General features: G+C 66.1%; 24 protein-coding genes and 1 tRNA gene. 16 read left to right on the top strand and 9 right to left on the bottom strand.

Annotated features, from left to right (window positions below):
- Positions 1–255 precede the first annotated feature (255 nt).
- From ACW17Y_RS05965 to flbT, 3 genes are all read right to left on the bottom strand, one after another.
- The gene (locus ACW17Y_RS05965; protein WP_492037853.1) at positions 256–1,086 is read right to left on the bottom strand and encodes a flagellin; all 831 of its coding nucleotides are present in this window, start codon (positions 1,084–1,086) and stop codon (positions 256–258) included.
- Between the two features lie 355 nt (positions 1,087–1,441).
- Positions 1,442–1,807, bottom strand: coding sequence for a flagellar biosynthesis regulator FlaF (gene flaF / locus ACW17Y_RS05960; RefSeq protein WP_492038249.1), 366 nt, complete (start codon positions 1,805–1,807; stop codon positions 1,442–1,444).
- On the bottom strand, positions 1,804–2,187 hold the full coding sequence (gene flbT / locus ACW17Y_RS05955) for a flagellar biosynthesis repressor FlbT (RefSeq protein WP_309627807.1): 384 nt from the start codon (positions 2,185–2,187) through the stop codon (positions 1,804–1,806). The genes flaF and flbT overlap by 4 nt, the downstream gene beginning before the upstream one ends.
- Positions 2,188–2,324: 137 nt before the next feature.
- Here flbT and ACW17Y_RS05950 point away from each other — a divergent pair, with 137 nt between their 5' ends.
- The 8 genes from ACW17Y_RS05950 to ACW17Y_RS05915 all read left to right on the top strand — a co-directional run bounded on the left by ACW17Y_RS05950 (position 2,325) and on the right by ACW17Y_RS05915 (position 9,410).
- Complete coding sequence (locus tag ACW17Y_RS05950; RefSeq protein ID WP_492037852.1) at positions 2,325–4,112, top strand: tetratricopeptide repeat protein; 1,788 nt, start codon at positions 2,325–2,327, stop codon at positions 4,110–4,112.
- 846 nt (positions 4,113–4,958) lie between these two features.
- Positions 4,959–5,381, top strand: a complete 423-nt coding sequence (locus ACW17Y_RS05945) for a hypothetical protein (protein WP_492037851.1) — start codon at positions 4,959–4,961, stop codon at positions 5,379–5,381.
- Entirely contained in the window at positions 5,378–5,593 is a 216-nt protein-coding gene (locus tag ACW17Y_RS05940; RefSeq protein ID WP_492037850.1) for a hypothetical protein, read from the top strand. Before ACW17Y_RS05945 ends, ACW17Y_RS05940 begins: the two co-directional genes overlap by 4 nt.
- Positions 5,594–5,657: 64 nt before the next feature.
- A complete protein-coding gene (locus tag ACW17Y_RS05935; RefSeq protein ID WP_492037849.1) occupies positions 5,658–6,530 on the top strand; it encodes an AAA family ATPase in 873 nt (290 codons plus the stop codon).
- Between the two features lie 115 nt (positions 6,531–6,645).
- The gene (locus ACW17Y_RS05930) at positions 6,646–7,536 is read left to right on the top strand and encodes a methyltransferase type 11 (RefSeq protein ID WP_492037848.1); all 891 of its coding nucleotides are present in this window, start codon (positions 6,646–6,648) and stop codon (positions 7,534–7,536) included.
- Between the two features lie 145 nt (positions 7,537–7,681).
- A complete protein-coding gene (locus ACW17Y_RS05925) occupies positions 7,682–8,275 on the top strand; it encodes a YfbR-like 5'-deoxynucleotidase (protein WP_428152609.1) in 594 nt (197 codons plus the stop codon).
- 4 nt (positions 8,276–8,279) lie between these two features.
- Entirely contained in the window at positions 8,280–9,221 is a 942-nt protein-coding gene (locus tag ACW17Y_RS05920) for an NUDIX hydrolase (RefSeq protein WP_492037847.1), read from the top strand.
- 99 nt (positions 9,222–9,320) lie between these two features.
- Positions 9,321–9,410 (top strand) — tRNA-Ser (locus tag ACW17Y_RS05915).
- A gap of 401 nt (positions 9,411–9,811) precedes the next feature.
- Here ACW17Y_RS05915 and ACW17Y_RS05910 read toward each other — a convergent pair.
- From ACW17Y_RS05910 to ACW17Y_RS05900, 3 genes are read right to left on the bottom strand one after another with little or no spacing between them, the layout of a single operon-like run.
- A complete protein-coding gene (locus ACW17Y_RS05910; protein WP_492037846.1) occupies positions 9,812–11,449 on the bottom strand; it encodes a recombinase family protein in 1,638 nt (545 codons plus the stop codon).
- Positions 11,446–11,874, bottom strand: coding sequence for a DUF2924 domain-containing protein (locus ACW17Y_RS05905; protein WP_492037845.1), 429 nt, complete (start codon positions 11,872–11,874; stop codon positions 11,446–11,448). The genes ACW17Y_RS05910 and ACW17Y_RS05905 overlap by 4 nt, the downstream gene beginning before the upstream one ends.
- Positions 11,874–12,137 carry a DUF3489 domain-containing protein gene (locus ACW17Y_RS05900; RefSeq protein WP_492037844.1) on the bottom strand — a complete coding sequence of 88 codons (264 nt, stop codon included), beginning with the start codon at positions 12,135–12,137 and terminating at the stop codon, positions 11,874–11,876. Before ACW17Y_RS05900 ends, ACW17Y_RS05905 begins: the two co-directional genes overlap by 1 nt.
- A gap of 322 nt (positions 12,138–12,459) precedes the next feature.
- On the opposite strand from ACW17Y_RS05900, the gene ACW17Y_RS05895 reads away from it, so the two are divergent.
- The 8 genes from ACW17Y_RS05895 (at position 12,460) to ACW17Y_RS05860 (ending at position 18,774) form a co-directional block, all read left to right on the top strand.
- Entirely contained in the window at positions 12,460–13,896 is a 1,437-nt protein-coding gene (locus tag ACW17Y_RS05895; protein WP_492037843.1) for a site-specific DNA-methyltransferase, read from the top strand.
- Positions 13,897–13,908: 12 nt separating this feature from the next.
- Positions 13,909–14,295, top strand: coding sequence for a DUF5681 domain-containing protein (locus ACW17Y_RS05890; protein WP_492037842.1), 387 nt, complete (start codon positions 13,909–13,911; stop codon positions 14,293–14,295).
- Positions 14,292–15,785, top strand: coding sequence for a phage terminase large subunit family protein (locus tag ACW17Y_RS05885; protein ID WP_492037841.1), 1,494 nt, complete (start codon positions 14,292–14,294; stop codon positions 15,783–15,785). Before ACW17Y_RS05890 ends, ACW17Y_RS05885 begins: the two co-directional genes overlap by 4 nt.
- 334 nt (positions 15,786–16,119) lie before the next feature.
- Entirely contained in the window at positions 16,120–16,488 is a 369-nt protein-coding gene (gene copC, locus ACW17Y_RS05880; RefSeq protein WP_492037840.1) for a copper homeostasis periplasmic binding protein CopC, read from the top strand.
- A gap of 2 nt (positions 16,489–16,490) precedes the next feature.
- A complete protein-coding gene (copD, locus tag ACW17Y_RS05875; RefSeq protein WP_492037839.1) occupies positions 16,491–17,408 on the top strand; it encodes a copper homeostasis membrane protein CopD in 918 nt (305 codons plus the stop codon).
- Positions 17,409–17,465: 57 nt separating this feature from the next.
- On the top strand, positions 17,466–17,747 hold the full coding sequence (locus ACW17Y_RS05870) for a hypothetical protein (protein WP_492037838.1): 282 nt from the start codon (positions 17,466–17,468) through the stop codon (positions 17,745–17,747).
- On the top strand, positions 17,744–18,184 hold the full coding sequence (locus ACW17Y_RS05865; RefSeq protein ID WP_492037837.1) for a periplasmic heavy metal sensor: 441 nt from the start codon (positions 17,744–17,746) through the stop codon (positions 18,182–18,184). Before ACW17Y_RS05870 ends, ACW17Y_RS05865 begins: the two co-directional genes overlap by 4 nt.
- Positions 18,181–18,774: an RNA polymerase sigma factor gene (locus ACW17Y_RS05860; RefSeq protein ID WP_492037836.1), complete on the top strand. Its 594-nt coding sequence runs from the start codon at positions 18,181–18,183 to the stop codon at positions 18,772–18,774. Before ACW17Y_RS05865 ends, ACW17Y_RS05860 begins: the two co-directional genes overlap by 4 nt.
- Before the next feature lie 4 nt (positions 18,775–18,778).
- On the opposite strand, the gene ACW17Y_RS05855 is transcribed toward ACW17Y_RS05860, so the two are convergent.
- The 3 genes from ACW17Y_RS05855 to ACW17Y_RS05845 all read right to left on the bottom strand — a co-directional run bounded on the left by ACW17Y_RS05855 (position 18,779) and on the right by ACW17Y_RS05845 (position 20,106).
- Positions 18,779–19,234 carry a YybH family protein gene (locus ACW17Y_RS05855; RefSeq protein WP_492037835.1) on the bottom strand — a complete coding sequence of 152 codons (456 nt, stop codon included), beginning with the start codon at positions 19,232–19,234 and terminating at the stop codon, positions 18,779–18,781.
- 104 nt (positions 19,235–19,338) lie between these two features.
- A complete protein-coding gene (locus ACW17Y_RS05850) occupies positions 19,339–19,542 on the bottom strand; it encodes an ammonium transporter family protein (RefSeq protein ID WP_492037834.1) in 204 nt (67 codons plus the stop codon).
- Between the two features lie 36 nt (positions 19,543–19,578).
- The gene (locus ACW17Y_RS05845; RefSeq protein WP_492037833.1) at positions 19,579–20,106 is read right to left on the bottom strand and encodes a copper resistance CopC family protein; all 528 of its coding nucleotides are present in this window, start codon (positions 20,104–20,106) and stop codon (positions 19,579–19,581) included.
- Between the last annotated feature and the right edge of the window lie 6 nt (positions 20,107–20,112).

Below are 20,112 nucleotides of genomic sequence, written 5' to 3'. Positions count from 1 at the left end.
CGGGTTTGGGACAATGAGATCACTTGATCACCTCCTTTCGACTGTTGAACAGGGAGGTTGAAGGTAGGGGCGGTTCGGGCGGTTCGCAAAGGCCTCCTCCCGATTTCGTGATCGCGTCGCGCTCAAGCAGCGAGGCTCCGCGAGCCGAGCGATAGTGCCCCGGCCAATGCGCTCAAGCAGCGAGACGCCGCGCGTCGAGCGATAGCGCCCCACAAAGAAAGACGCCCGGGGCGAACCCCGGGCGTCCTACGCGACTTAGCTACGGAACAGCGACAGAAGGATCTGCGGACCCTGGTTGGCGATTCCCAGCGCCTGCACGCCCAGTTGCTGCTTCGTCTGCAGCGACTGGAGCTTGGCGCTCTCCTTCGCCAGATCGGCATCCACCAGATTGCCGACCCCGGATTCCAGCGCATCCGTCAGCTTCCCGACGAAGGTGCGATGCGTATCCAGAGCCTTCGCCTTCGTACCCAGACGCGCCAGGGCGGCCGAGACGTTGTCGATCGAGGCATTCACCAGACCCAGGGCCGTGGTGGCCAGGGTCGAGGTGCCGATGGTCGTGGTCGTCGCAACGGTGACGCTCGTCGATCCCAGCGACAGCACCTCGGGGGTGACCGTCATTGTGGTCGTGCCCGCCGCGTTGGCCAGAGCCTGGAAGCCGGTCGCGCCGGTCTTCAAGAGGTTGATCCCGTTGAAGTCGGCGTTTGCAGCAACCGTGTTGATCTGATCGCGGATGGACTTGAAGTCCTCGTTCAGCGCTTTCCTCGATGCCGTCGACAGCGACCGGTCGGTCGCCGCCAGTGCCTTCTCCTTCAGTTGCAGCAAGAGATCCGAGATGCTCTCGCCCGCCGCCAGACCCACATCGACCGCCGAAATGCCGCGGTCGAGCGAGGATTTCACCGCCCCCAGGGCGCCGATGTCGGCTCGTTGACCCTGGGCGATCGCCCAGATGGCCCCGTTGTCCTTCGCGTTGGCGACCTTTTTGCCGGTGTTGATCCGGGTCTGGGTCGCCGCCAGTTCGGCGTTGGTGGCGTTGAGGTTCTGCAGCGCGACAAGCGCGCCAAGGTTCGTGTTGACCGAGTTGGCCATGGGTAGAGTCCTTCCATTCTGGTCGGGGGAGCGGCCTTCTGGCCGTTGAACCGGTTCTGGTCCTGCGCGCGTCCACGCAAGGGACGGGCCGGACCGATCAGATTGAAAGGATTGAGAAAGTTATTCGGCGCCCCCGGCGCTCGGCAATTTCTCGCCGGTCAGGTCAGGACTTTGCCGACCTCGCACCCGTCTTTCGTCATCCTCCGGCCGATCCAAGATCGGACCGGCGGAGGCGCCGAAGGCGATCTGTTCAGGCCGGCTGTCAGAAACGGAAGTGCGCCTGGCGGGTCGCTCTCCCGCGCGCCGCTGCGTCCCCCGGTCTCGCCACGCACGCCGGAGGATGACGAAAGGAAGATCAGGCCGCCGGCGAACCCTGCGGGGCCAGGCCCTGCATGATCGAGCGGTTGATGTCGATCAGGGCTTCGAAATCCTCCTCGCCGCGCATGACGGCCGAGGAATGGCGTCCGACGAACAGGCTGATCGAGATGATCTGGGCCTTCAGTGGATTGTTCAGCTGGTTGTCCGAGTCGGAGCAGTCGGTCGCCAGAACGGACCAGAGGCGGCGGTTCCAGTCGAGGGCGTCGATGCGGGTCTTCACGTCGCTCTTGTCGACGGTCGCGGCGTGCATCAGGGCGCGCGTGACCTGGCCGAACAGGCGATACTCCATCTCGCGCGGCGTCTCGGTGCGGTTCGACGCCTGGGCGTAGGCCTTCAACATCAGGTCAGGCTTTCCTCGTAGTCGACGATCTTCCGCGCGCTCATCAGGGCCTTGTAGTACTCGCGGGCCATGACGTGTTTCGACGTCGAGACGCATTCAACCATGATGTCGGGATTGCGGGTCGCGCTCATGAACTCGGTCAGGCGGGTGACGAACTCGTCGTAGACCTTGGACGCGGAGCTTTCGTCCAGGTACATCATCATGACCGGGAAATAGATGCGTTTGGCGGGCGTGGTGACGTCCTCCAGCTGCATGATGTCCTTCTCGCGCAGGACCGAAGCCTTGTTCTGCAGGATCAGCACGCCGCGGCGGTCGCCATTCTGCACGACGGCGCCGTTCAGGACGAACTTCTCGCCGGGCTTCAAAGACAACTTCAACGGCATGGGCGCCCTCCTTGCGTCCGCGAGGCTCCGACATAGCCGTGCGGTGACTGACGCAGGCTAAACAGCCGTGGTTAACCATGTGTTCTAGAGCATGGCCGTATTGCCCCTTATCAGCCTTATCCCACGCCGAGATCGTCATGCCCGTCGTCGATACATCGCCTTCCGAACTGGTCCACGGCCATGTCCCGACGGCCCAGGACGCGACCGGCGACGCCGCCTCTCCCGCCGCCATCCGGCGGCTGTCGCACGCCCTGGCTGACAAGAAGGGCGCGAACCTCAAGGCCCAGAGGAAGGCGATCGAATCGCTGAAGGCCGCACTCGCCTCGATCCGGGTCGGCGACTACGACGCCGGCGCGCGCCGTTGCCTCGCCCTGCTGCAGATCGACGAAGAGAACGGTCTGGTCTGGCACGTCCTGGCCATCTGCCGCGAGAAGTCAGGCCACCTGTCCGAGGCGCTCAACGCCTATGACGCCGCCCTGCGCATCCTGCCCGAGGACGCGAACATCGCCCACGATCTGTCCCGGCTGGCCGCGCGTCTGGGCCATCTCGACATCGCCGAGAAGCTCCTGCGGAAGTTCCTGCTGGTCCAGCCCGGCCATGTCGAGGGCACCAACAACCTGGCCTGCGTCCTGCGCGACCAGAAGCGCTATCAGGAAGCCATCGACACCCTGCGAGACCTGATCCAGATCGAACAGGCCGATCCGACCCTGTGGAACACGCTGGGCACCGTCCTCAGCGACCAGGGGCAGATGAAGGAGTCCCTGACCTTCTTCGACGAGGCGCTGCGCATCGATCCCGCCTTCGCCAAGGCCCGCTACAACCGCGCCAATGCGCTCCAGCCGCTCGGTCAGGCGGAACAGGCGCTCGCCGATCTGGATGAAGCCCTGAAGGGCGCCGAGAGCCCCTACGAACACGCCATGATGCGAATGGCGCGGGCCATGACCCTGATGGGCCTGGGGCGGCTCAAGGAGGGCTTCGAAGCCTATGAGGTCCGGCTCGATCCCGAAATGCCCGAGGCGATGCACGTCGTCGTCGATGCCCCGCGCTGGGATCCCCTGACCGAAGACATCCGCGGCAAACGTCTGGTGGTCGTCGGCGAACAGGGTATCGCCGACGAGATGGTGTTCGGCGCCTGCCTGCCTGACGTGATCTCGGCGGTCGGCCCGGAGGGCAAGGTCTTCATCGCCGTCGAGCCCCGGCTGGTCGATCTCTACCAGCGCTCCTTCCCCACGGCCCTCGTCGGCGGGCACCGGGCGGTGCGGATCGAAGGGCGCCTGACCCGCTACTGCCCCTTCATGGAGGAGGTCGGCGAGACCGACGGCAAGGCCGACTGCTGGACCCCGATGGCCAGCCTCAGCGCGGTCTATCGTCAGGAGATCGCCGCCTTCCCCGACCGCGACGGCTATCTGACACCCGATCCCGACCGGGTCGCCCACTGGAAAACCGAACTCGAGAAACTGGGCCCGGGCTTCAAGGTCGGCCTGCACTGGAAGAGCCTGGTGCTGACCGGGGTGCGGGCCCGCTACTTCTCCAGCTTCGAGCGCTGGGAGCCGGTCCTGACGGCGCCCGGCTGCATCATGGTCAACCTGCAGTGCGGCGACGTCACCCAGGACCTCGCCGCCGCCGTGGCCGCCGGGGTGAAGATCTGGACCCCGCCCATCAATCTGAAGGACGACCTCGACGATCTGGCCGCCCTGTCGAACGCGCTGGACCTCGTCATCGGCCCGGGCATCGCCGGCACCAACCTTGCGGCCGCGACGGGCGCCCGGACCTGGCTGATCCACGCTGCGGACGACTGGCACCTGCTGAATACCGATCGCTACCCCTTCTACCCCCGTGTCCGCACCTTCGCGACCGGCGGCTTCGACGGCTGGCCAAGGGCGATCGCGGAAGTGAGGGCGGCTCTGGAGGCCGAGGTCGGCTGATTTCCGCCCCTCTCCCCCTTGCGGGAGAGGGAGATCGCGTACGGCGGCGATAGCCGTCGTCCTTGCGCGATCGGGTGAGGGGTCGCACCGGAGGTTCCGTTGAGCCCCTCCACCCCCCGTCACCCGTCTGCGCGACCCCTCATCCGTCCGCTTCGCGGCCACCTTCTCCCGCAAGGGGAGAAGGAAAGACACCCCCATACCCATCAACACATCGTCCCAGAACCTCAACGATTTCAACGCCCGGCTCTATTTAGAGCCTTTATGTGCGCCCCCTCCCGGGCCGGGCTTACACTGTGTCCGTCCCGTCGCAGGGGGAAGGCGTCCTGGGCCCAGGACCCGGACGTGCGGCGGGGCGCGATCGAGCGGGACCCAAAGGGCGGCGCGAAGCAGCCAAACTGTATCGCTGCGCGCGGCCGAGGACCCTGATCTGGCGTTGAACCTGGATCTGTGGAGGCACGAACCGGCGCTGATGCAGGACTGTCCATGGGGTGACAAACCGTGGAGCCCGGAGGGACCTGACGCCCTCCGCCCGTCGCGGGCCGAGGTCGGACTGGGTTTAAGCGGCGCAAAGCGTGGGGGTCGAAAACGACGAAAACCTCACAGGCTGCACGAAGCCCGTCACCGGCCGCTCGCGTGAACCGGTCGCGACGGAGCCCCGGCGCGAGCCGAAAATTCTCATCCGGTCCCCGTAACGCGAAAGCAGGGGGCCACATCGGTTCCGGGCGACCGCCCAGGCTCCGTCCACTTCCCCGACCCGTTCACAGCGGAAGAGCGATGATGGCTGCCCGACGTAGCGGAACGCGCGGCAAAGCCACGGCGTTGAACCTTCACAACAGGGAGGCGACCATGCCCGACATCGACCAGTCCGAGGCTTTCGACGAAGACAACAATGACGCCTCCGAGACCGGCGGCGTCACCAACGAGTTCAAGACCTTCGAGGAAATGCCCGAGGTCCTCGACGTCACGACCGCCGACGGCGACGCCGATGAGGAGGAGTTCGACGAGGACGATCAGGACCTCGACGACACGCTCGGGGCCGACGGGGTCGATCCGGAAGCCGACGCCCAGTATGGCGCCGACGGAACGCGCATCAACGAACTGGACCTCGGCGTCGACGAACCCGGCGAGGGCGAGGTCGAGCTGGTCTATGCCGGCCTGATGGAGGACGTCCGGGGCGCCCAGGCCAGCGCCGCCCACTGGGAGGCCAAAACCCTGTCCGACGACGACATTGCAGATCTGGGCTACGGCCCCGAAGGAGAGAACAAATGAGCGACGCTAATCCCCCGACCGGCAAGCCGCGTGATCCCGATCATGACACCGACACGCCGCACGCCCGCCGCACAGACCGTCTGGAAGGCAAGCCCGATCAGCTGAACGAGAAGCACGGCGATGCCGAGGATCGTCAGGAAGCCCTGGTCGATGAGGGCATCGAAGAGACCTTCCCGGCCAGCGACCCCGTCTCGGCCAAGCGGATCACCTGAAACTGATCGTTGTTAACCGGCCGCGCCATCGGTAGTCGTGGTTCGCAAACCACCGGAGCATCCGATGTCGCGGCCGACTGACCGGTTCGAGGGCACCTCGAACTATATCGCCACCCAGGACCTGAAGATCGCGGTCAACGCCGCAGTCGCCCTGGAACGCCCCCTTCTGATCAAGGGCGAGCCCGGCACCGGGAAGACGGTCCTGGCCTATGAGATGGCCCGGGCGTTGAACGCCCCGCTGATCACTTGGCACATCAAGTCGACCACCAAGGCCCACAACGGCCTGTATGAGTACGACGCCGTCAGCCGTCTGAGGGACTCCCAGCTGGGTGAGGAGCGCGTCCACGATGTTCGCAACTACCTCAAGCCCGGCAAGCTGTGGGAAGCCTTCACCTCCCCCGTCCGGCCCATCCTGCTGATCGACGAGATCGACAAGGCCGATATCGAGTTCCCCAACGACCTCCTGCAGGAGCTCGATCGGATGGAGTTCTACGTCCACGAGACGGACGAGACGATCCGCGCCGAGGTCCGCCCGATCGTGGTCATCACTTCGAACAATGAAAAAGAGCTGCCCGACGCCTTCCTGCGCCGCTGCTTCTTCCACTACATTCGCTTCCCCGACGACGAGACGATGAAGGCGATCATCGCGGTCCACTTCCCCGGCATCAAACCCCGGCTGGTGTCTGAAGCGCTGAAGACCTTCTACGAGATCCGCGACACGCCGGGCCTGAAGAAGAAACCCTCCACCTCCGAACTGCTGGACTGGCTGAAGCTGCTCATGGTCGACGACGTCCAGCCCGAGACCCTGCGCGAGACCTCGCCCAACAAACTGATCCCGCCCCTGCACGGCGCCCTGCTGAAGAACGAACAGGATGTGCATCTGTTCGAGCGCCTTGCCTTCCTCAATCGTCGCGAGGGCTCACGCCCCGGCGTTTGAGAAACGACGCAATCCGGTCATCCGACGGACAGATATCGTCAGATCGATTACCGCGATTTCACTGGAATAGTGACGGCTACTGTTCAAGATGACGAACTGAAGAGGAACCCGTTTGATGCGACTGCTTCTCGCCACCATCTGCACCGCTTGCCTGTTGACGGCAGCCTGCGACGGCGAATCCGTGCGCATCTCCTCGACCACCACCGACACCAGCGGCAAGGGGGTGCTGAAGGTCATCGACACCCTCCAGTGCCCTGAGACCATCGGCGTCCTGACCCGCAAGGGAACGGCCCACGCCGGCGGCGCCACCTGCCTCTACAGCGGCCCCCGCGGCGCCGAGGTGACCCTGCAACTGATCGCCCTCAGCGACCAGACCGTCGACGCGGTGCTCCAGCGCTTCGAGAATACGCTCTCGGCCGACATGCCGCACACAATGGCCGAGCTCCATAGCGCCTCCGCCGAAGCGGACCGCGCCGAAGCCTCGGCGGACGCCGCACGCGCCCAGGCCGACGTGGCGGCGGCCGAAGCCGACGCAGCTGCAGCTGCAGCCGAAGCCAATGCAGCCGCCGATGCTGCCGACAGCGCCCATGTTCGCGCGCCGGGCATGGCGATCGACGCCGAGGGCGACCGCGCCCGAGTCCGCCTGCCGGGCATGAGCGTCGACGCCGACGGCGACAAGGCCAGCGTCCGCATCGGCGGCTTCTCCATCAATGCGGACGACTCGGGAGACACTGTCGACATCAGCTCTTCCGACGAGAGTGTCAGCATCCAGGCCCACGACGACGCCGCCGAAATCCGCACCAGCGCCCCCGGCGAAGCCACCCGCCGAACCTATATGCTGACCGATCGCACCCCCGCCGACCAAGGCTGGCGACTGGTCGGCTTCGAAGCGCGCGGCCCCGTCGGCGGCCCGATCGTCATCGCCACGGTCCGCGCCAAGGACCGCGACAGCGACGGCGTCTTCGACTCCGCCAAGGACCTCGTCACCCTCAACGTCGGCGAATAGGCGCCCTCACGCTTGATCCGGCGGCGAGGATGGGTCACCTGACCTGCCGTTCGCCGTCTGGATCTCCGTCTTGGCCTCTGCCCCTTCCTCTCGCGGCTCCCCCCGCGCTTCAAAGGCGCCGCCCGCGCCCCGCGCCTGGCAGCGCATGCTGTCCGGCCGCCGCCTCGACCTGCTCGACCCCTCGCCCTTCGACATCGAGATCGAGGACATCGCCCACGGCCTGGCCCGCGTGGCCCGCTGGAACGGTCAGACCATCGGTGAACACGCCTTCTCGGTCGCCCAGCACTCCTGCGTCGTCGAAGAGATCGCCGCCCACATCAAGCCGGGTCTGGAGCCGAAATGGCGTCTGGCCGCCCTGCTCCACGACGCCTCCGAATACGTCATCGGCGACATGATCTCGCCCTTCAAGGCTGCGCTGGGCGTCAGCTACAAGTCGTTCGAAGCCCGTCTCGAAGACGCCATCCACGTCCGCTTCGGCCTCCCGCCCAAGACGCCCCTGCCCATCAAGAAGCTCATCAAGAGCGCCGACAGAGCCTGCGCCTACTTCGAAGCCACCCAACTGGCCGGCTTCAACAAGACCGAGTCGCTCGGCTTCTTCGGCTCGCCCCCTCCGGGCTATGACCTGGTTATCGATCCCCTGCCCGCCCCGATCGCCCAGCAGCGCTATCTGGAGCGCTACCGCATCCTCGCCGAGGCCGTGGGCATCCTGCCCGCCGCCGACGCCTGGCACACGGAATAGCGCCATGTCCTGGGGCGGGGAGCACGGCGTCCGCATCGGCCTTTCCGCCGTCGTCATGGCCCTGCGTTCCGGTCAGCTCTGCGTCCTGACCACCGAGACGCCCGAAGGCGAGCTGGCGCTGCCGTTCGGCCCATTCGATCCGGCAGAAGACCGCACCTTCGAACGCGCCCTGCGGGCCTTCGTGACGGCTCAGACAGGCTTCGGTCTCGGCTTCGTCGAACAGCTCTACACCTTCGGCGACGCCGGTCGCGCAGCGCCCCGCCCAACGCCCGGCCCGGACCGCCAGCGCGAGGTCTCCGTCGGCTACCTCGCCCTGACCGCCGACGCGGTCGACATGGCCCCGCCCGGCGCCCGCTGGACCCCGGCCCTGGAAATCTTCCCGTGGGAGGACCGCCGTGCGCCGACGCCTGGACCGACCAATGAAATCTTCGACTGTTTGAAGACCTGGGCCGGCGGCGATCCCCGGCGCGCCGACCGCATCGACGCTCTGTTCGCCCCGTCCGCTTCCGCCCGCTGGGATGAAACCCGCGTGCTCGAACGCTACGAACTCCTCTACGAAGCCGGCCTGGTCGCCGAGGCCGCCCGCGACCGCGACGATGCTGCTCCGCTGGACCTGCACGACCGCCCCATGGCCTCGGACCACCGCCGCATCCTCGCCACGGGTCTGGGGCGTCTGCGCAGCAAACTCCGCTACCGCCCGGTTCTGTTCGAACTGACGCCCGACACCTTCACCCTGTCCGCCCTGCAGGCCGCCGCCGAGGCCGTCGTAGGCCTCAACCTGCACAAACAGAACTTCCGTCGCGGCGTCGAACGCACCGGCCTGGTCGAGCCCACTGGCCGCCATTCAACCGGTACCGGCGGCCGCCCGGCCGAGCTTTTTCGCTTCACCGGCGCCGGTCCTCGCGACGGTCAGGCTCCCGGCCTCGCCCTCCCCGCCTTGCGCTGATCCGCCTTCATTCGGAAAATCGTCCACGCCCGCTTGCGGCGCAGGCCTCACCCCATTAGAGAAGCCGCTCGCTGTCGACCAAGCGCACTACGGCCCCGCGGAGAGGTGGCAGAGTGGTCGAATGTACCGCACTCGAAATGCGGCGTGCCTGGAAGGGTACCGTGGGTTCGAATCCCACCCTCTCCGCCACACTCTTCACGGATAGCTTCCGTGTCCCTGATCTCGGGGAATATTGCCCGACATTACCGCACCTTGCTCGACCCCGGAGACCGGAACCCGGTCTCTGTTCGAGGCCCCATGCCTGATCGTCGGGCATTTGGCCGCCCGTGTCTCCGCCGTCCTCGCGACGGGTCCCTTTCGGGTGTTGGGGCGCGGCCTGTTAACAGGGAAGTACAGGGAAAGTCGGTCTGAACGCAGTTTGACCGGCACGACGATATGCCCGCAAATGCCCGCCACACCTGGATCGCTGGGATGGTGTTGGTCAGAATTCCCGCGGCCGGAACAGGGAAATCATTCGCACCGAACAGGGAAGGCTTTTCATCGGAACAGGGAAGTCCGGAACGAGGATCAGGGATCGGCGCGTGCGCCGATCAGGCGGCGTAGAGCCGGCGCTGATCTTCCCAGTCGAGCGGCATCTCGGTGCGAACCAGAGCCTCGAGGGTGAGGCCGAATGGCTGGCGTCCATCAAGAATCGCCGCCTTCAGATCCGGAGCCAGGAAGGCTGTTCGGATCACTCGCCGAGCATATGCGGGGGTCACGCTTTCAGCGCGGGCGATCTCTTTAAGAGAGGCGACCTCGCCGGAGAGTAGTTGGCGCTTCCAGGCCTCGGCCCGAATCAGCGCGGCGCTGAGCGCCGGGTCGTTTTTCGTTGTTCGGATGGCGGATTGACCGTCTGGCCCGATGGCCACCTTGGCGCCGCCGCGCTTCACCATTCTGACCGGGATGGTCAGTATCGGCGCGGCCCCCTTTCGTCGAATACGGTCGATCGCGATTCGGGCCTGGGGGCAGAAGTCACGGACGGCGAGATTGAGCATGGCTTCGTCGAACTGCAGGGTGATGCCGTCACTGGTCACCTCGACCCGATCGATCAGGTTCCGGATCGCCAGCCAGTCCGGAGCCGCGTCGATCGGGTCGCAGAGCTTCAGCTCATTCAGTCGCTGGACGATCAGTTCCTCGATCAGATTAGCGGAGATGCGCGGCAGTGATCCCACCCCTTCGCGGCGGCCGATCTGCAGCGGGCTGGAGACATAGTAGCGGTAGATCGGCTTGCCGGCCGCGGCGACCTTCATCGGGGTCATCCGGTTGCCGGCGGAATCGAAGATCAGCCCTTTGAGCGGTGCGCCCTTGTGCGGCCGACGCGCCTCACCCGGCGCGCGGGTCTTTTTGTCATTCTCGGCGAGCATCGCCTGGGCCGCATCGAACAGATCACGGTCGACGATCGCCGGATGCTGGCCGGGATAGCTGGCACCTTTGTGGGTGATCTCGCCGATGTAGATCCGGTTGTGCAGGATGTGGAACACCGCGCCCCGATCCATGATCACGCCGCCCTTCTGGACACCCGCCTTGGTCGTACGGGATTTCGACCTGACGTCGGCCGCCTCAAGCTCAAGCATTACCGCATGGACCGAACCGAGTTCCAGGTACCGCTCGAAGATCCAGCGGACGGTCTTCGCCTCTGCTTCGTTGATGGTCAGCGTCCGGCCTGCGGCCTCGTATCCGAGGGGCACCACCCCGCCCATCCACATGCCCAGCTTCTTGGACGCCATGATCTTGTCGCGGATCCGCTCCCCCGTGACCTCGCGCTCGAACTGGGCGAACGACAGCAGCACGTTCAGCGTCAGCCGACCCATAGAGGTCGTTGTGTTGAAGGCCTGGGTCACGCTGACGAAACTGGCCCCGGCCTTGTCGAGCACATCGACGATCCTGGAAAAGTCCGTCAGGGCGCGGGTCAGGCGATCCACCTTGTAGACGACCACCACATCGATCAGACCCGCGTCCACGTCAGCGAGCAGGCGCGTCAGGCCCGGCCGCTGCATGTTGCCGCCGCTGTAGCCTCCGTCATCATAGACCTCGGGCAACATGGTCCAGCCCTCGCCCGTCTGGGACAGGATGTAGGCCGCGCACGCGTCGCGCTGGGCGTGGAGCGAATTGTAGTCCTGCTCCAACCCCTCCTCGGTGCTCTTCCTCGTATAGATCGCGCAGCGAAGGGTGCGGCCAGGCTGGCTCATCCGGCGGCCCCTTCACGCAGACCGAAAAACCGGGGACCATTCCAGCGCACGCCGGTGATCAGACGCGCCACCTTGGACAGGCTGGCATGCTTCTGTCCCTGCCAGATGAAGCCGTCGGTCCGGACCTCGACCTCATGGCGCACGCCCTGCCACTCGCGGATGAGCGTCGAGCCCGACTGGAAGGACGAACCCCGCAGCTTCGGCTTCTTGCCCGTCCGGTGCTGGCTGGCCGCGCTGGATAGCCGCCGGTCCAGGACGGCGGGCTTGCCGCTGGCCTGGACCTGAAGCGCTTCAGCCAGGGCGCCGCGGAGGACAATGATGGAGCGCACCGGGGGCGGCTCGCCGAGCCGCTCCCGCCACACTGCACGAAGCGCATCGACGTCCATGGCCGTGAGGCTTGCCAGGAGTTCGCGCAAGTCGCTCATTAAGAGGCCGCCTCGAGCGGCGCGGCTGCCGTGATGCGCCAGACACGTCGGTCGTCGGTCTTCTCGCTCGTGACGAGGAGACCCTTCTTCTTCAGCGCCCCGGCCATGGCTCCGCGGATCGAATGGGCCTGCCAGCCGGTCGCCTCGATCATCGTGGGCATGTCAGCCCCATCTTGACGGAGCAGGATGGCGGTCAGTCGATCGAGTTTGGACGGCGCGCGCTGGGCTACGGCAGGGGCGTCAGCCTTGGGCTTGCGGGGCATGAGGATCGTTCCTTGGATCAACGGGCGCGGTGTTGCGCCCTACTGAGCCAAGCCCGGACTGCCGGGCGGGAACGCGATCACTACCGCTTCCTGTGCAGCGCTAGTCCAGTCGGAAGAAGCGTTTTGCCGATTTTATTCGCTGCGTCCTTGCTTAACTCAAGGGCGGCTCACCACCTTTCGAAAGTCGGACTTAGTTCGACGCTGTCGGCAGAACACTGGGCTTCGTCCCGCAGGGCATTCGACAGGTTCCCATCAATATCGGCGTCCGCCGCACGCCTCAGCGCGATTGCGAACCTGCGCCTGCTTGTCTGGAGATCTGATCATGACGATCGACCCCGTCCAAACCATAGCCCAGCAAATCCCTCCATCCGTCGCCCTGGCGGTGGAAGTCATACCCATTGCAGAGCTCGTGCTCGGCAGTCGCCAACTTCGCATTCGCAAGAAGAGCGTCATCGAAGTGATGGCCGCCAGCATCCGTCAGTTCGGCTTCTTGATCCCGGTCACCATCGACGCCGACAACCGGATCATCTGCGGGAAGGGTCGGGTCGAGGCCGCCCGCCTCCTCGGCATGACCGAGGTTCCCTGCATCCGCATCACCCACCTGAGCGAGGCCGAGCGGCGGGTGTTCGCCATCGCCGAGAACCAGCTCGGCCAGCTCGCCGGTTGGGACAACGAGACGCTGAAGATCGAGCTGCAAGAGCTCTCGGGGATGGACCTCAGCTTCAGCCTGGAGCTTACAGGCTTCTCCTCGGCGAAGATCGACAGCATCGTCTTTGGCGGCGAGAGCGGCGACCGCAGCGAGAATGCCATCCCTGCCCTGCCGGATCAGGTGGTCAGCCGGGTCGGCGACCTCTGGCAGCTGGGCGACGGTCGGTTACTCTGCGCCGACGCCATCGATCCCGCCAGCTTCGAGCGGCTACTTGACGGAGAGCAGGTCCGGGTCGTCTTCACCGACGTGCCCTACAATGTGGCGATTGCCGGCCATGTGACCAGCGGCGGCAAGCATGGCGAGTTCGTCATGGCGTCGGGCGAGATGTCCGACGACGAGTTCACCGCCTTCTCGACCCAGGTGATGCACCGGGCCAGCGAGAACCTGATCAATGGCGGGCTCATCTACTACTGTATTGATCACCGACATGTGGAGCACACCCTCGCCGCGGCCGCCGCGGTGAAACTCGACCGGTTGAACCTCATCGTCTGGGACAAGAAGGCAGGCGGCATGGGCAGCTTCTACCGCTCCCGCCACGAACTGATCTTTCTGTTCCGAAAGCCCGGCGCGTCGCACCTGAACCGTGTCGAACTGGGCAAGCACGGGCGCGACCGATCGAACGTCTGGACCTATGAAGGGGTCAACGGGTTCGGCGCGGCGAAGGCCAAGGCCCGTGAGATGCACCCGACCGTCAAGCCGTTGGCGCTCGTCCGCGATGCCATCCTCGACTGCACCGCCAGGGGTGACGCGGTCCTGGATCTCTTCAGCGGCAGCGGCACCACGATCGTCGCCGCGGAGAACGTCGGCAGGCGCGGCTTCGCCACGGAACTCGACCCCCGCTACGTCGATGTCGGGGTTATCCGCTGGCAGGAATTCACGGGCCGCGAGGCGCGTCTGGCTTCGACCGGCCAGACGTTCAGGGAGGTCCGGGCCGAACGCGGCAGGCTTTCAACCACATCTCCGGCGCTGGTCGATGAGGCACCCCCATCGGCCGAGATCATCACCCTGCCCGCCCCCCGGGTTCGGGTCCGCACCCGTCTGGCCGCTTGAGGGAGATAGCTCATGTCTGATGACTATGAAGTCGGCTACGGCAGACCACCTCTGGCGACGCGGTTCAAGGCTGGCCAGTCCGGGAACCCGAAGGGCCGGCCCAGGGGCTCGCACAATCTGCATACCCTGCTGTCCGACGCCATGCAGACCCGGGTGTCCGTCACGATCGAGGGCCGTCGAGTCTATCTGACCAAGGCGGAGGTGGCTGTGCGCCAGCAGGTCGACAAGGCGGCCAAGGGCGACCTGCGGGCCCTGGCCTTCCTGGTCAAGGCGATGGGGCAGGCCGTCCCGCCGCCCGACGGCAGCGAACCGGGACAGAGGACGGAACTCAGCACTGACCAGTGCAACGCCATCTTCGAGGCTTTGGTCCAGGAACATGCCGCGGAGGGAGGGCTTTGAGAGCCCTCCCGATCCCCGTCGAAGACTTCCTCTTCACTCGCGCCCGCGACGACTTCACTGCCTTCCTGGAGCTGACCTTCGCCGCCCTCAATCCCGGCGTGGCCCTGGCCAGGGGCTGGTATCTCTCGGCCATGATTCAGGCGTTGAGTGAAGTTGCCGACGGCTCCAACCGGCGTCTCCAGATTACCGTGCCGCCCCGCCACCTGAAGTCGATCGCGACCACGGTGGCCTTCTCCGCATGGATGATGGGCCGGGACCCGACCTTCAAGATCATCTGCGCCAGCTACGGCCAGGAGCTGTCGTCCAACCTGTCGCGGGACTTCCGCAAGGTGGTCACCTCGGCCTGGTACAGGCGGATCTTTCCGGTTACCGCGACCTCGATCGTCCGGGACACCGATACCGAGGTCAGGACGCGTCAGGGCGGCTTCCGGTTCGCCACGGCGGTCGGATCGACCGTCACCGGCTACGGCGCCGATCTGATCATCATCGACGACCTGATGAAGGCCGCCGACGCCTCCTACCCGGAGGCCCGGGCCAAGGCGCAGCGGTTCGTCGATGAATCGCTCTTCACCCGCCTGAACGACAAGGCGACCGGGGCCGTCATCGCCATCCAGCAGCGGCTGCACGAGGATGACGTCTCGGCCCACCTGACCAACAAGGGCGGCTACCGGCATCTGGACCTGCCCGCCATCGCCATCCGCGACGAGATCATCCCGCTCACACGCGGCCGCACGCACGTGCGCCGCATGGGCGATGTGCTGAACCCCGACCGCGAGCCCATGTCGGTCCTGGACGAGATCCGGGTCGGCCTGGGGACGCGGGCCTTCGAGGCCCAGTACCAGCAGAACCCCACGCCGGCCGATGGCGACATCATCCGTTGGGACCGGATCCAGTTCCACGACGACGATCCCATCGACTATCTGACCCGCGACGGCCGACGGCTGCTGCACAAGGTGGTCATCAGTTGGGACACGGCCGACACGGTGTCGCCCACCGCCGACTATTCGGTCGGGACGGTCTGGGGCAACGACGGCACCGCCTGGAAGCTGCTCGACCTGATCCGGGTTCGCCTCGCCTATTCCGACCTTCTGGCCAGAGTTCGTTTTGAGCGGAACAGGTGGCAGGCCGATGTCATCCTCGTCGAGGCGGCGGGGGTGGGGCGTGCGATCCTGGACAGCCTGTCGCGTGACACCCGCAGACTGAGCGAACCTGAGCACCATGCGCCCTGGTGCATCCGTCTCGCCGGCCCGTCCCGGTTGAGCAAGGCGGAGAGGTTCGCGACGGCCTCGGAACCTCTCTACTCCGGCAAGGTCCTGCTGCCCCGGACGGCGGCTTGGCTCGATGACCTGCGCAAGGAGATGATGTCCTTCCCCAACGGTCGCCACGATGACCAGGTCGATAGCCTAAGCCAGTTCGTGAACTGGAAGGACGGCTTTGGGGGACGCCGCCTGCTTGATCCTCGTCGGGTCGACAGGCCAAGGGCGGCTTGAATGGCGGGCGCGGTCGCAATTTCTGCGGTCGGCAGGGTGTTCGCCGGGTCTGGCTTCGACCCGGTCGGGCAGGTCCGCCATGCGCCAGGTGCAGAGTTAGCCCTTCGCCAGAAACATGACATTCATACAGCCCCTTTCGTGGCCGAAAAATCCCGTTCAAAGCTGGTGGTCAGGACATTTGCGGACTCGGTGCGGACATCCGACGGTCCCGGCACACGCCTGATCGTGCAGACGAGGATCAAGTCGTGGGCGCGATGCATCGATCGTCGAGGGACAGGCGCGTTTGAAACGTATCCCCTATGAACGGCGGACGTCGCTGCCCGAGGAGAGTTTGATGGTCGATTTCACCCGCGCAGCCTTGGGCCTTATGAGCGCCGCGACCATCGTCGCTGCCACCGCGACTCCGGCCTTCGCTCACGCCACCCTCGTGCGCGCCAACCCGGCCAGGGACACGACGGTCGCGCCGCTGCAGCGCGTCCAGCTGACGTTCAGTGCCCATGTCGAGACCCGCTTCTCAACCGTACAGGTCGTTTCCGCCTCGGGGCAAACGGTCGCTGGCGAGAGCTCGGTCGGATCGGACAACCGCACCCTGACGGCGACGCTGGCCCGACCGCTCACGCCGGGGACTTATCGGGTCGAGTGGCGGATTGTGTCGGCCGATGGCCACCGGATGCAGGGCGACTACGGCTTCACGGTCCGCTGAGCATGACGCCCGCTTGGGTGGAGGTTTTTATCCGCCTGGCTCAGTACGGCTTTGGCCTTGTCCTGTTCGGCCTGCCTGCTTTCGCCGTCTATCGCTGCAAGGCATGGGAGGCGGCGGGACGCACTGGTGTACCCTTTCGGGTGACCCTGATCGCCAGCGCACTGGGTCTTCTGATCGCGGCGTCAGCGGCGACAGTTACCCTGACCGTGAACATGTACGGCACCCTGGCGGACTCGCTTGACGTCGAGGCTGTCTGGTCGGTGCTGACCGGTCTGCAAGTCGGCGCGGCGCTCGGGGCTCGGCTGGTGCTAACGACCGTCTTCCTGCTCGTCCTGCTGTTTATGCCCGACGGGACCACGAAGCGACCGGTGCTCACCCTCATCGGCGGCGTGATCGTCGCCGGATTCGCCTGGTCCGGCCATGGCGCGGCGACTGAGGGGTTCTGGGCGCTCTGTCATCTGATCTCCGACATTCTTCACCTTCTGGCCGCAGCGATCTGGATAGGAGCCCTCGTGGCCCTGAGCGGCGTCCTCGCTCGCGCCTCAGCCCCTCGGAACGCAGCGTTGGTCGCGGACGATCTCAAGGCCTTCTCCGCCCTTGGAACAGCTTCAGTGTTGGTCATCGTGATCACCGGCCTGATCAACAGCGCGTTCCTCGTCGGCGTGGAACGGATCGGGCGGATGACGACCGATCCGTATGGGCAAATCCTGATCGCCAAGATCGCTCTGTTCGTCGCCATGCTCGGCCTCGCCGCCGCCAACCGGTTCGTCCTGGTGCCGCGCCTGGAGCGGCAAGACCTTGCGCCGGTCTCGGCTCTGTCCCGCCTCAAGATCAGCGTCGGCCTCGAGACCATGCTGGGCCTTCTGGTCCTTCTGGCCGTCGCAGCCATGGGCCGGATCGCGCCCCTGTCGGGCGGGTGAGGGTCTCATGCCGATGTTGCGTATACTGATCGGGGCGAGGACGCGCGGACCGATACGATGACACCTCTGGATCGACATCTGACGGCACTGGCCGGCGCGGCGACCGGTCGCGATCTGTCCGGCCTGGATCGGGAGGTCTGGCGCGTGATCGACGCGCGTCCCGCGATGTCCACGCGACGCCTGCGGCCGATCCAGTGGGCCGCCGTCTCGGCCGCCCTGGTAGTCGGGGCGGTCACAGGCACCTTCGCCATGACCTCCTTCGACCGGACGAGCGAGATGTCGGTCTTCTCGGCGCATTCGCCACTTGCCCCTTCGACCCTGCTGGCAGACCACGCGTGAGCGCGACGAAGCGGTACCTGATCCTCAGCATCGTGCTGGCGGTCATCGCCGGGGCGATCGGCGCAGCGTGCGCGGTGCACTGGCTGTCCCATCGCGAACAGACGTCGTCGCTGCACCAGCTGGTCCACGACGACCTCGGCCTGACAGCGGAGCAGCTGACTCGCATCGAAGCCGCCGAGGCCCGGTTCGCCACCCGCCGCGTGGCGCTGGAGCAGGAGATGCAGGCTGCAAACCGCCAACTGGCCAGCGCCATCGAGGCCGACAAGTCCTACGGTCCGGAAGCCCAGGCCGCGATCAACCGCTTTCACGGCGCGATGGGCGAACTCCAGGAACAGACCATCCTGCATGTGTTCGAGATGCGCGACGTGCTGACGCCCGAGCAGCAGGTCCGGTTCGACCGGACGGTGACGGCGTCCCTGACCGAACAGGAGCGGTGACGTCCGAGGTCGATCAGGCGGGGGCCAAGGACGATGCCTGGCTCGCTGTCGCGGCGGCCAGCGGCGACACGCGTGCCTTCTCCACCCTGATGGGGCGGCACAAGGACGGCATCTACCGCTTCTGCCGTCGCTATGTCGGCGACGCTGACGACGCCTATGACCTGACACAACAGACCTTCGTCTCGGCCTGGTCGGCGCTGGGCCGATACGACCCGAACCGCGCCTTCACCACCTGGCTGCGCGCCATCGCTCTGAACAAGTGCCGGGATCATGGACGTCGGGTCACCGTTCGGCGGCTGATTTTCGGGACGAGGCCCACCACCGAAGCCGGCCTGATTGAGGTCGCCAGTGACGCCCCGTCTGCCGAGACCCAGGCTCAGGACACTCAGGCGTTACGAGCGCTCGACCGCGCACTTTCGACCTTGTCGGATGCGCTGAAGACGCCCCTGATCCTGACCGCGCTGGACGGCCTGAGCACCGCCGAGGCCGCCGCCGTCATGGGCGTCTCGCCCAAGGCTGTGGAGACGCGCCTCTATCGCGCGCGCAAGGCGCTAGGCGCACAGATGGAAGCATTCTTCGACAGGGTATGATGCCTCACGCGGCGGGGGCGGCGCGCGAGGACCAGTGGATGTGCTGGATGCGCCAGCCGTCGGGTCCGCGCTTCAGCACCATGGTCTCGACGGTCAGGCGGTCGATGGTTCGATCCCCGGCCAGACCGGTGGTCCGGCCTTCGCTTGTTACCCAGGCGACAACGCCCTCGGCCCAGCCCGTGCGGCGCGTTGTCGTCGCCTCCGTTACAGCAGCGAAGGAGGCATCAGCCTCAAGGTGATGGGCAGCATATTCGTCGCGCGAACGTTCCGCGCCGCCCTCCTCAAGGACCATCACATCCTCTGCCAGAAAGGCGAGAGCCTTGTCCGTCTCGTTGGCTTTCAACGCAGCATGAAAGGCATCGATGACCGCAGCGGCTTCTGACGCTTCGGAGGAAACGGCACCGGCCGACCCAGAACCGACCTGGGCTCCCGCCGCGCCTGCCGTGGATGAAAGGAGCATGGCAGCGAGTGCGGCAACGACGAGAGAGCGAGGCATGGAAACTCCAGATCGGTGGGTCATTCCGCCGACGTCCGCGACGAACGGTTCAGCGTGATCGAGGTCTCTTAGTCGACGGTGGGAGCCGGGGCCGGTTGTGGAGTCGGCTCCGGAGCAGGCGCCGGTGCCGGTGCGGGCATCGTCATGGTGTGGTCCATCCCGCCTTCTGACTTCATCTTTTCACAGCAGCACGCCTCGGCGGCGAAGGCCGCCCCGGCGCTGAGCAAGGTCAGGGCACCGGCGAGGACGAGGGTCTTCTGGGTTCGGGTCATGATCGTCTCCGTGATGTTGGGGTTGGAACGCTACACTCAGTGGACCATGAAGCCGAAGCTGCCGGTCATGGTGTGGTCAGCTCCGGCCGCGGTCCAGGCGACCGTGTAGGTGCCGGCCGGCAACGTCGGGACAGGCGAGGTGACAGTCTCGACGGCGGAGTCGGACAGGGTCGCCGACAGCGGGATACGCTGCCCGGCGGCGTTTGTCAGGCTGACCGACTGCACCGTCATCGCGTGCGGCAGGGTCATGGATATCTCGGTCGGCGAGGCGTTCAGCATGGCCCCGGCGACGGGCGACGAGGCCTTGAGGGCGGTTCCAGTCGGGGCCGGGACGCTCATGCCCGTCATCGCCGACATGTCGTGACCCGCGTGCGCGTCGGCAGGCATGGAATGGCCCGCATGAGGATCGGCGGGCGCGGTCGTCTGGGGCGCAACCTGAGGCGCCGCCGCCGGCATGGTGTGGCCTGCGTGCGGGTCAGCCGCCGGAGCGGTCTGGGCGCTGGCGGCACCAGCCGCGAGGACGGCGAACAGGCCGGCGGTGGCGAAGGTAAGGGTCTTGGTCATGGTCTT

It is taken from the genome of Brevundimonas sp. AVps7 (genome assembly GCF_058681545.1).
The sequence above is the reverse complement of the archived record's forward strand: the minus strand, read 5'-3'. Positions and strand labels throughout refer to the sequence as shown.

Bases quoted from the DNA above. Each gene is read 5' to 3' on its own strand.
- ACW17Y_RS05945 (WP_492037851.1), top strand. From the start codon at position 4,959: ATGCCCGACATCGACCAGTCCGAGGCTTTCGACGAAGACAACAATGAC.
- ACW17Y_RS05965 (WP_492037853.1), bottom strand. From the start codon at position 1,086: ATGGCCAACTCGGTCAACACGAACCTTGGCGCGCTTGTCGCGCTGCAG.
- ACW17Y_RS05935 (WP_492037849.1), top strand. From the start codon at position 5,658: ATGTCGCGGCCGACTGACCGGTTCGAGGGCACCTCGAACTATATCGCC.
- ACW17Y_RS05950 (WP_492037852.1), top strand. From the start codon at position 2,325: ATGCCCGTCGTCGATACATCGCCTTCCGAACTGGTCCACGGCCATGTC.
- ACW17Y_RS05850 (WP_492037834.1), bottom strand. From the start codon at position 19,542: ATGACCCGAACCCAGAAGACCCTCGTCCTCGCCGGTGCCCTGACCTTG.
- ACW17Y_RS05940 (WP_492037850.1), top strand. From the start codon at position 5,378: ATGAGCGACGCTAATCCCCCGACCGGCAAGCCGCGTGATCCCGATCAT.
- ACW17Y_RS05910 (WP_492037846.1), bottom strand. From the start codon at position 11,449: ATGAGCCAGCCTGGCCGCACCCTTCGCTGCGCGATCTATACGAGGAAG.
- ACW17Y_RS05900 (WP_492037844.1), bottom strand. From the start codon at position 12,137: ATGCCCCGCAAGCCCAAGGCTGACGCCCCTGCCGTAGCCCAGCGCGCG.
- ACW17Y_RS05845 (WP_492037833.1), bottom strand. From the start codon at position 20,106: ATGACCAAGACCCTTACCTTCGCCACCGCCGGCCTGTTCGCCGTCCTC.
- ACW17Y_RS05870 (WP_492037838.1), top strand. From the start codon at position 17,466: ATGACACCTCTGGATCGACATCTGACGGCACTGGCCGGCGCGGCGACC.
- ACW17Y_RS05930 (WP_492037848.1), top strand. From the start codon at position 6,646: ATGCGACTGCTTCTCGCCACCATCTGCACCGCTTGCCTGTTGACGGCA.
- ACW17Y_RS05920 (WP_492037847.1), top strand. From the start codon at position 8,280: ATGTCCTGGGGCGGGGAGCACGGCGTCCGCATCGGCCTTTCCGCCGTC.
- ACW17Y_RS05895 (WP_492037843.1), top strand. From the start codon at position 12,460: ATGACGATCGACCCCGTCCAAACCATAGCCCAGCAAATCCCTCCATCC.
- ACW17Y_RS05925 (WP_428152609.1), top strand. From the start codon at position 7,682: ATGCTGTCCGGCCGCCGCCTCGACCTGCTCGACCCCTCGCCCTTCGAC.
- ACW17Y_RS05905 (WP_492037845.1), bottom strand. From the start codon at position 11,874: ATGAGCGACTTGCGCGAACTCCTGGCAAGCCTCACGGCCATGGACGTC.
- flbT (WP_309627807.1), bottom strand. From the start codon at position 2,187: ATGCCGTTGAAGTTGTCTTTGAAGCCCGGCGAGAAGTTCGTCCTGAAC.
- ACW17Y_RS05890 (WP_492037842.1), top strand. From the start codon at position 13,909: ATGTCTGATGACTATGAAGTCGGCTACGGCAGACCACCTCTGGCGACG.
- ACW17Y_RS05855 (WP_492037835.1), bottom strand. From the start codon at position 19,234: ATGCTCCTTTCATCCACGGCAGGCGCGGCGGGAGCCCAGGTCGGTTCT.
- copC (WP_492037840.1), top strand. From the start codon at position 16,120: ATGGTCGATTTCACCCGCGCAGCCTTGGGCCTTATGAGCGCCGCGACC.
- copD (WP_492037839.1), top strand. From the start codon at position 16,491: ATGACGCCCGCTTGGGTGGAGGTTTTTATCCGCCTGGCTCAGTACGGC.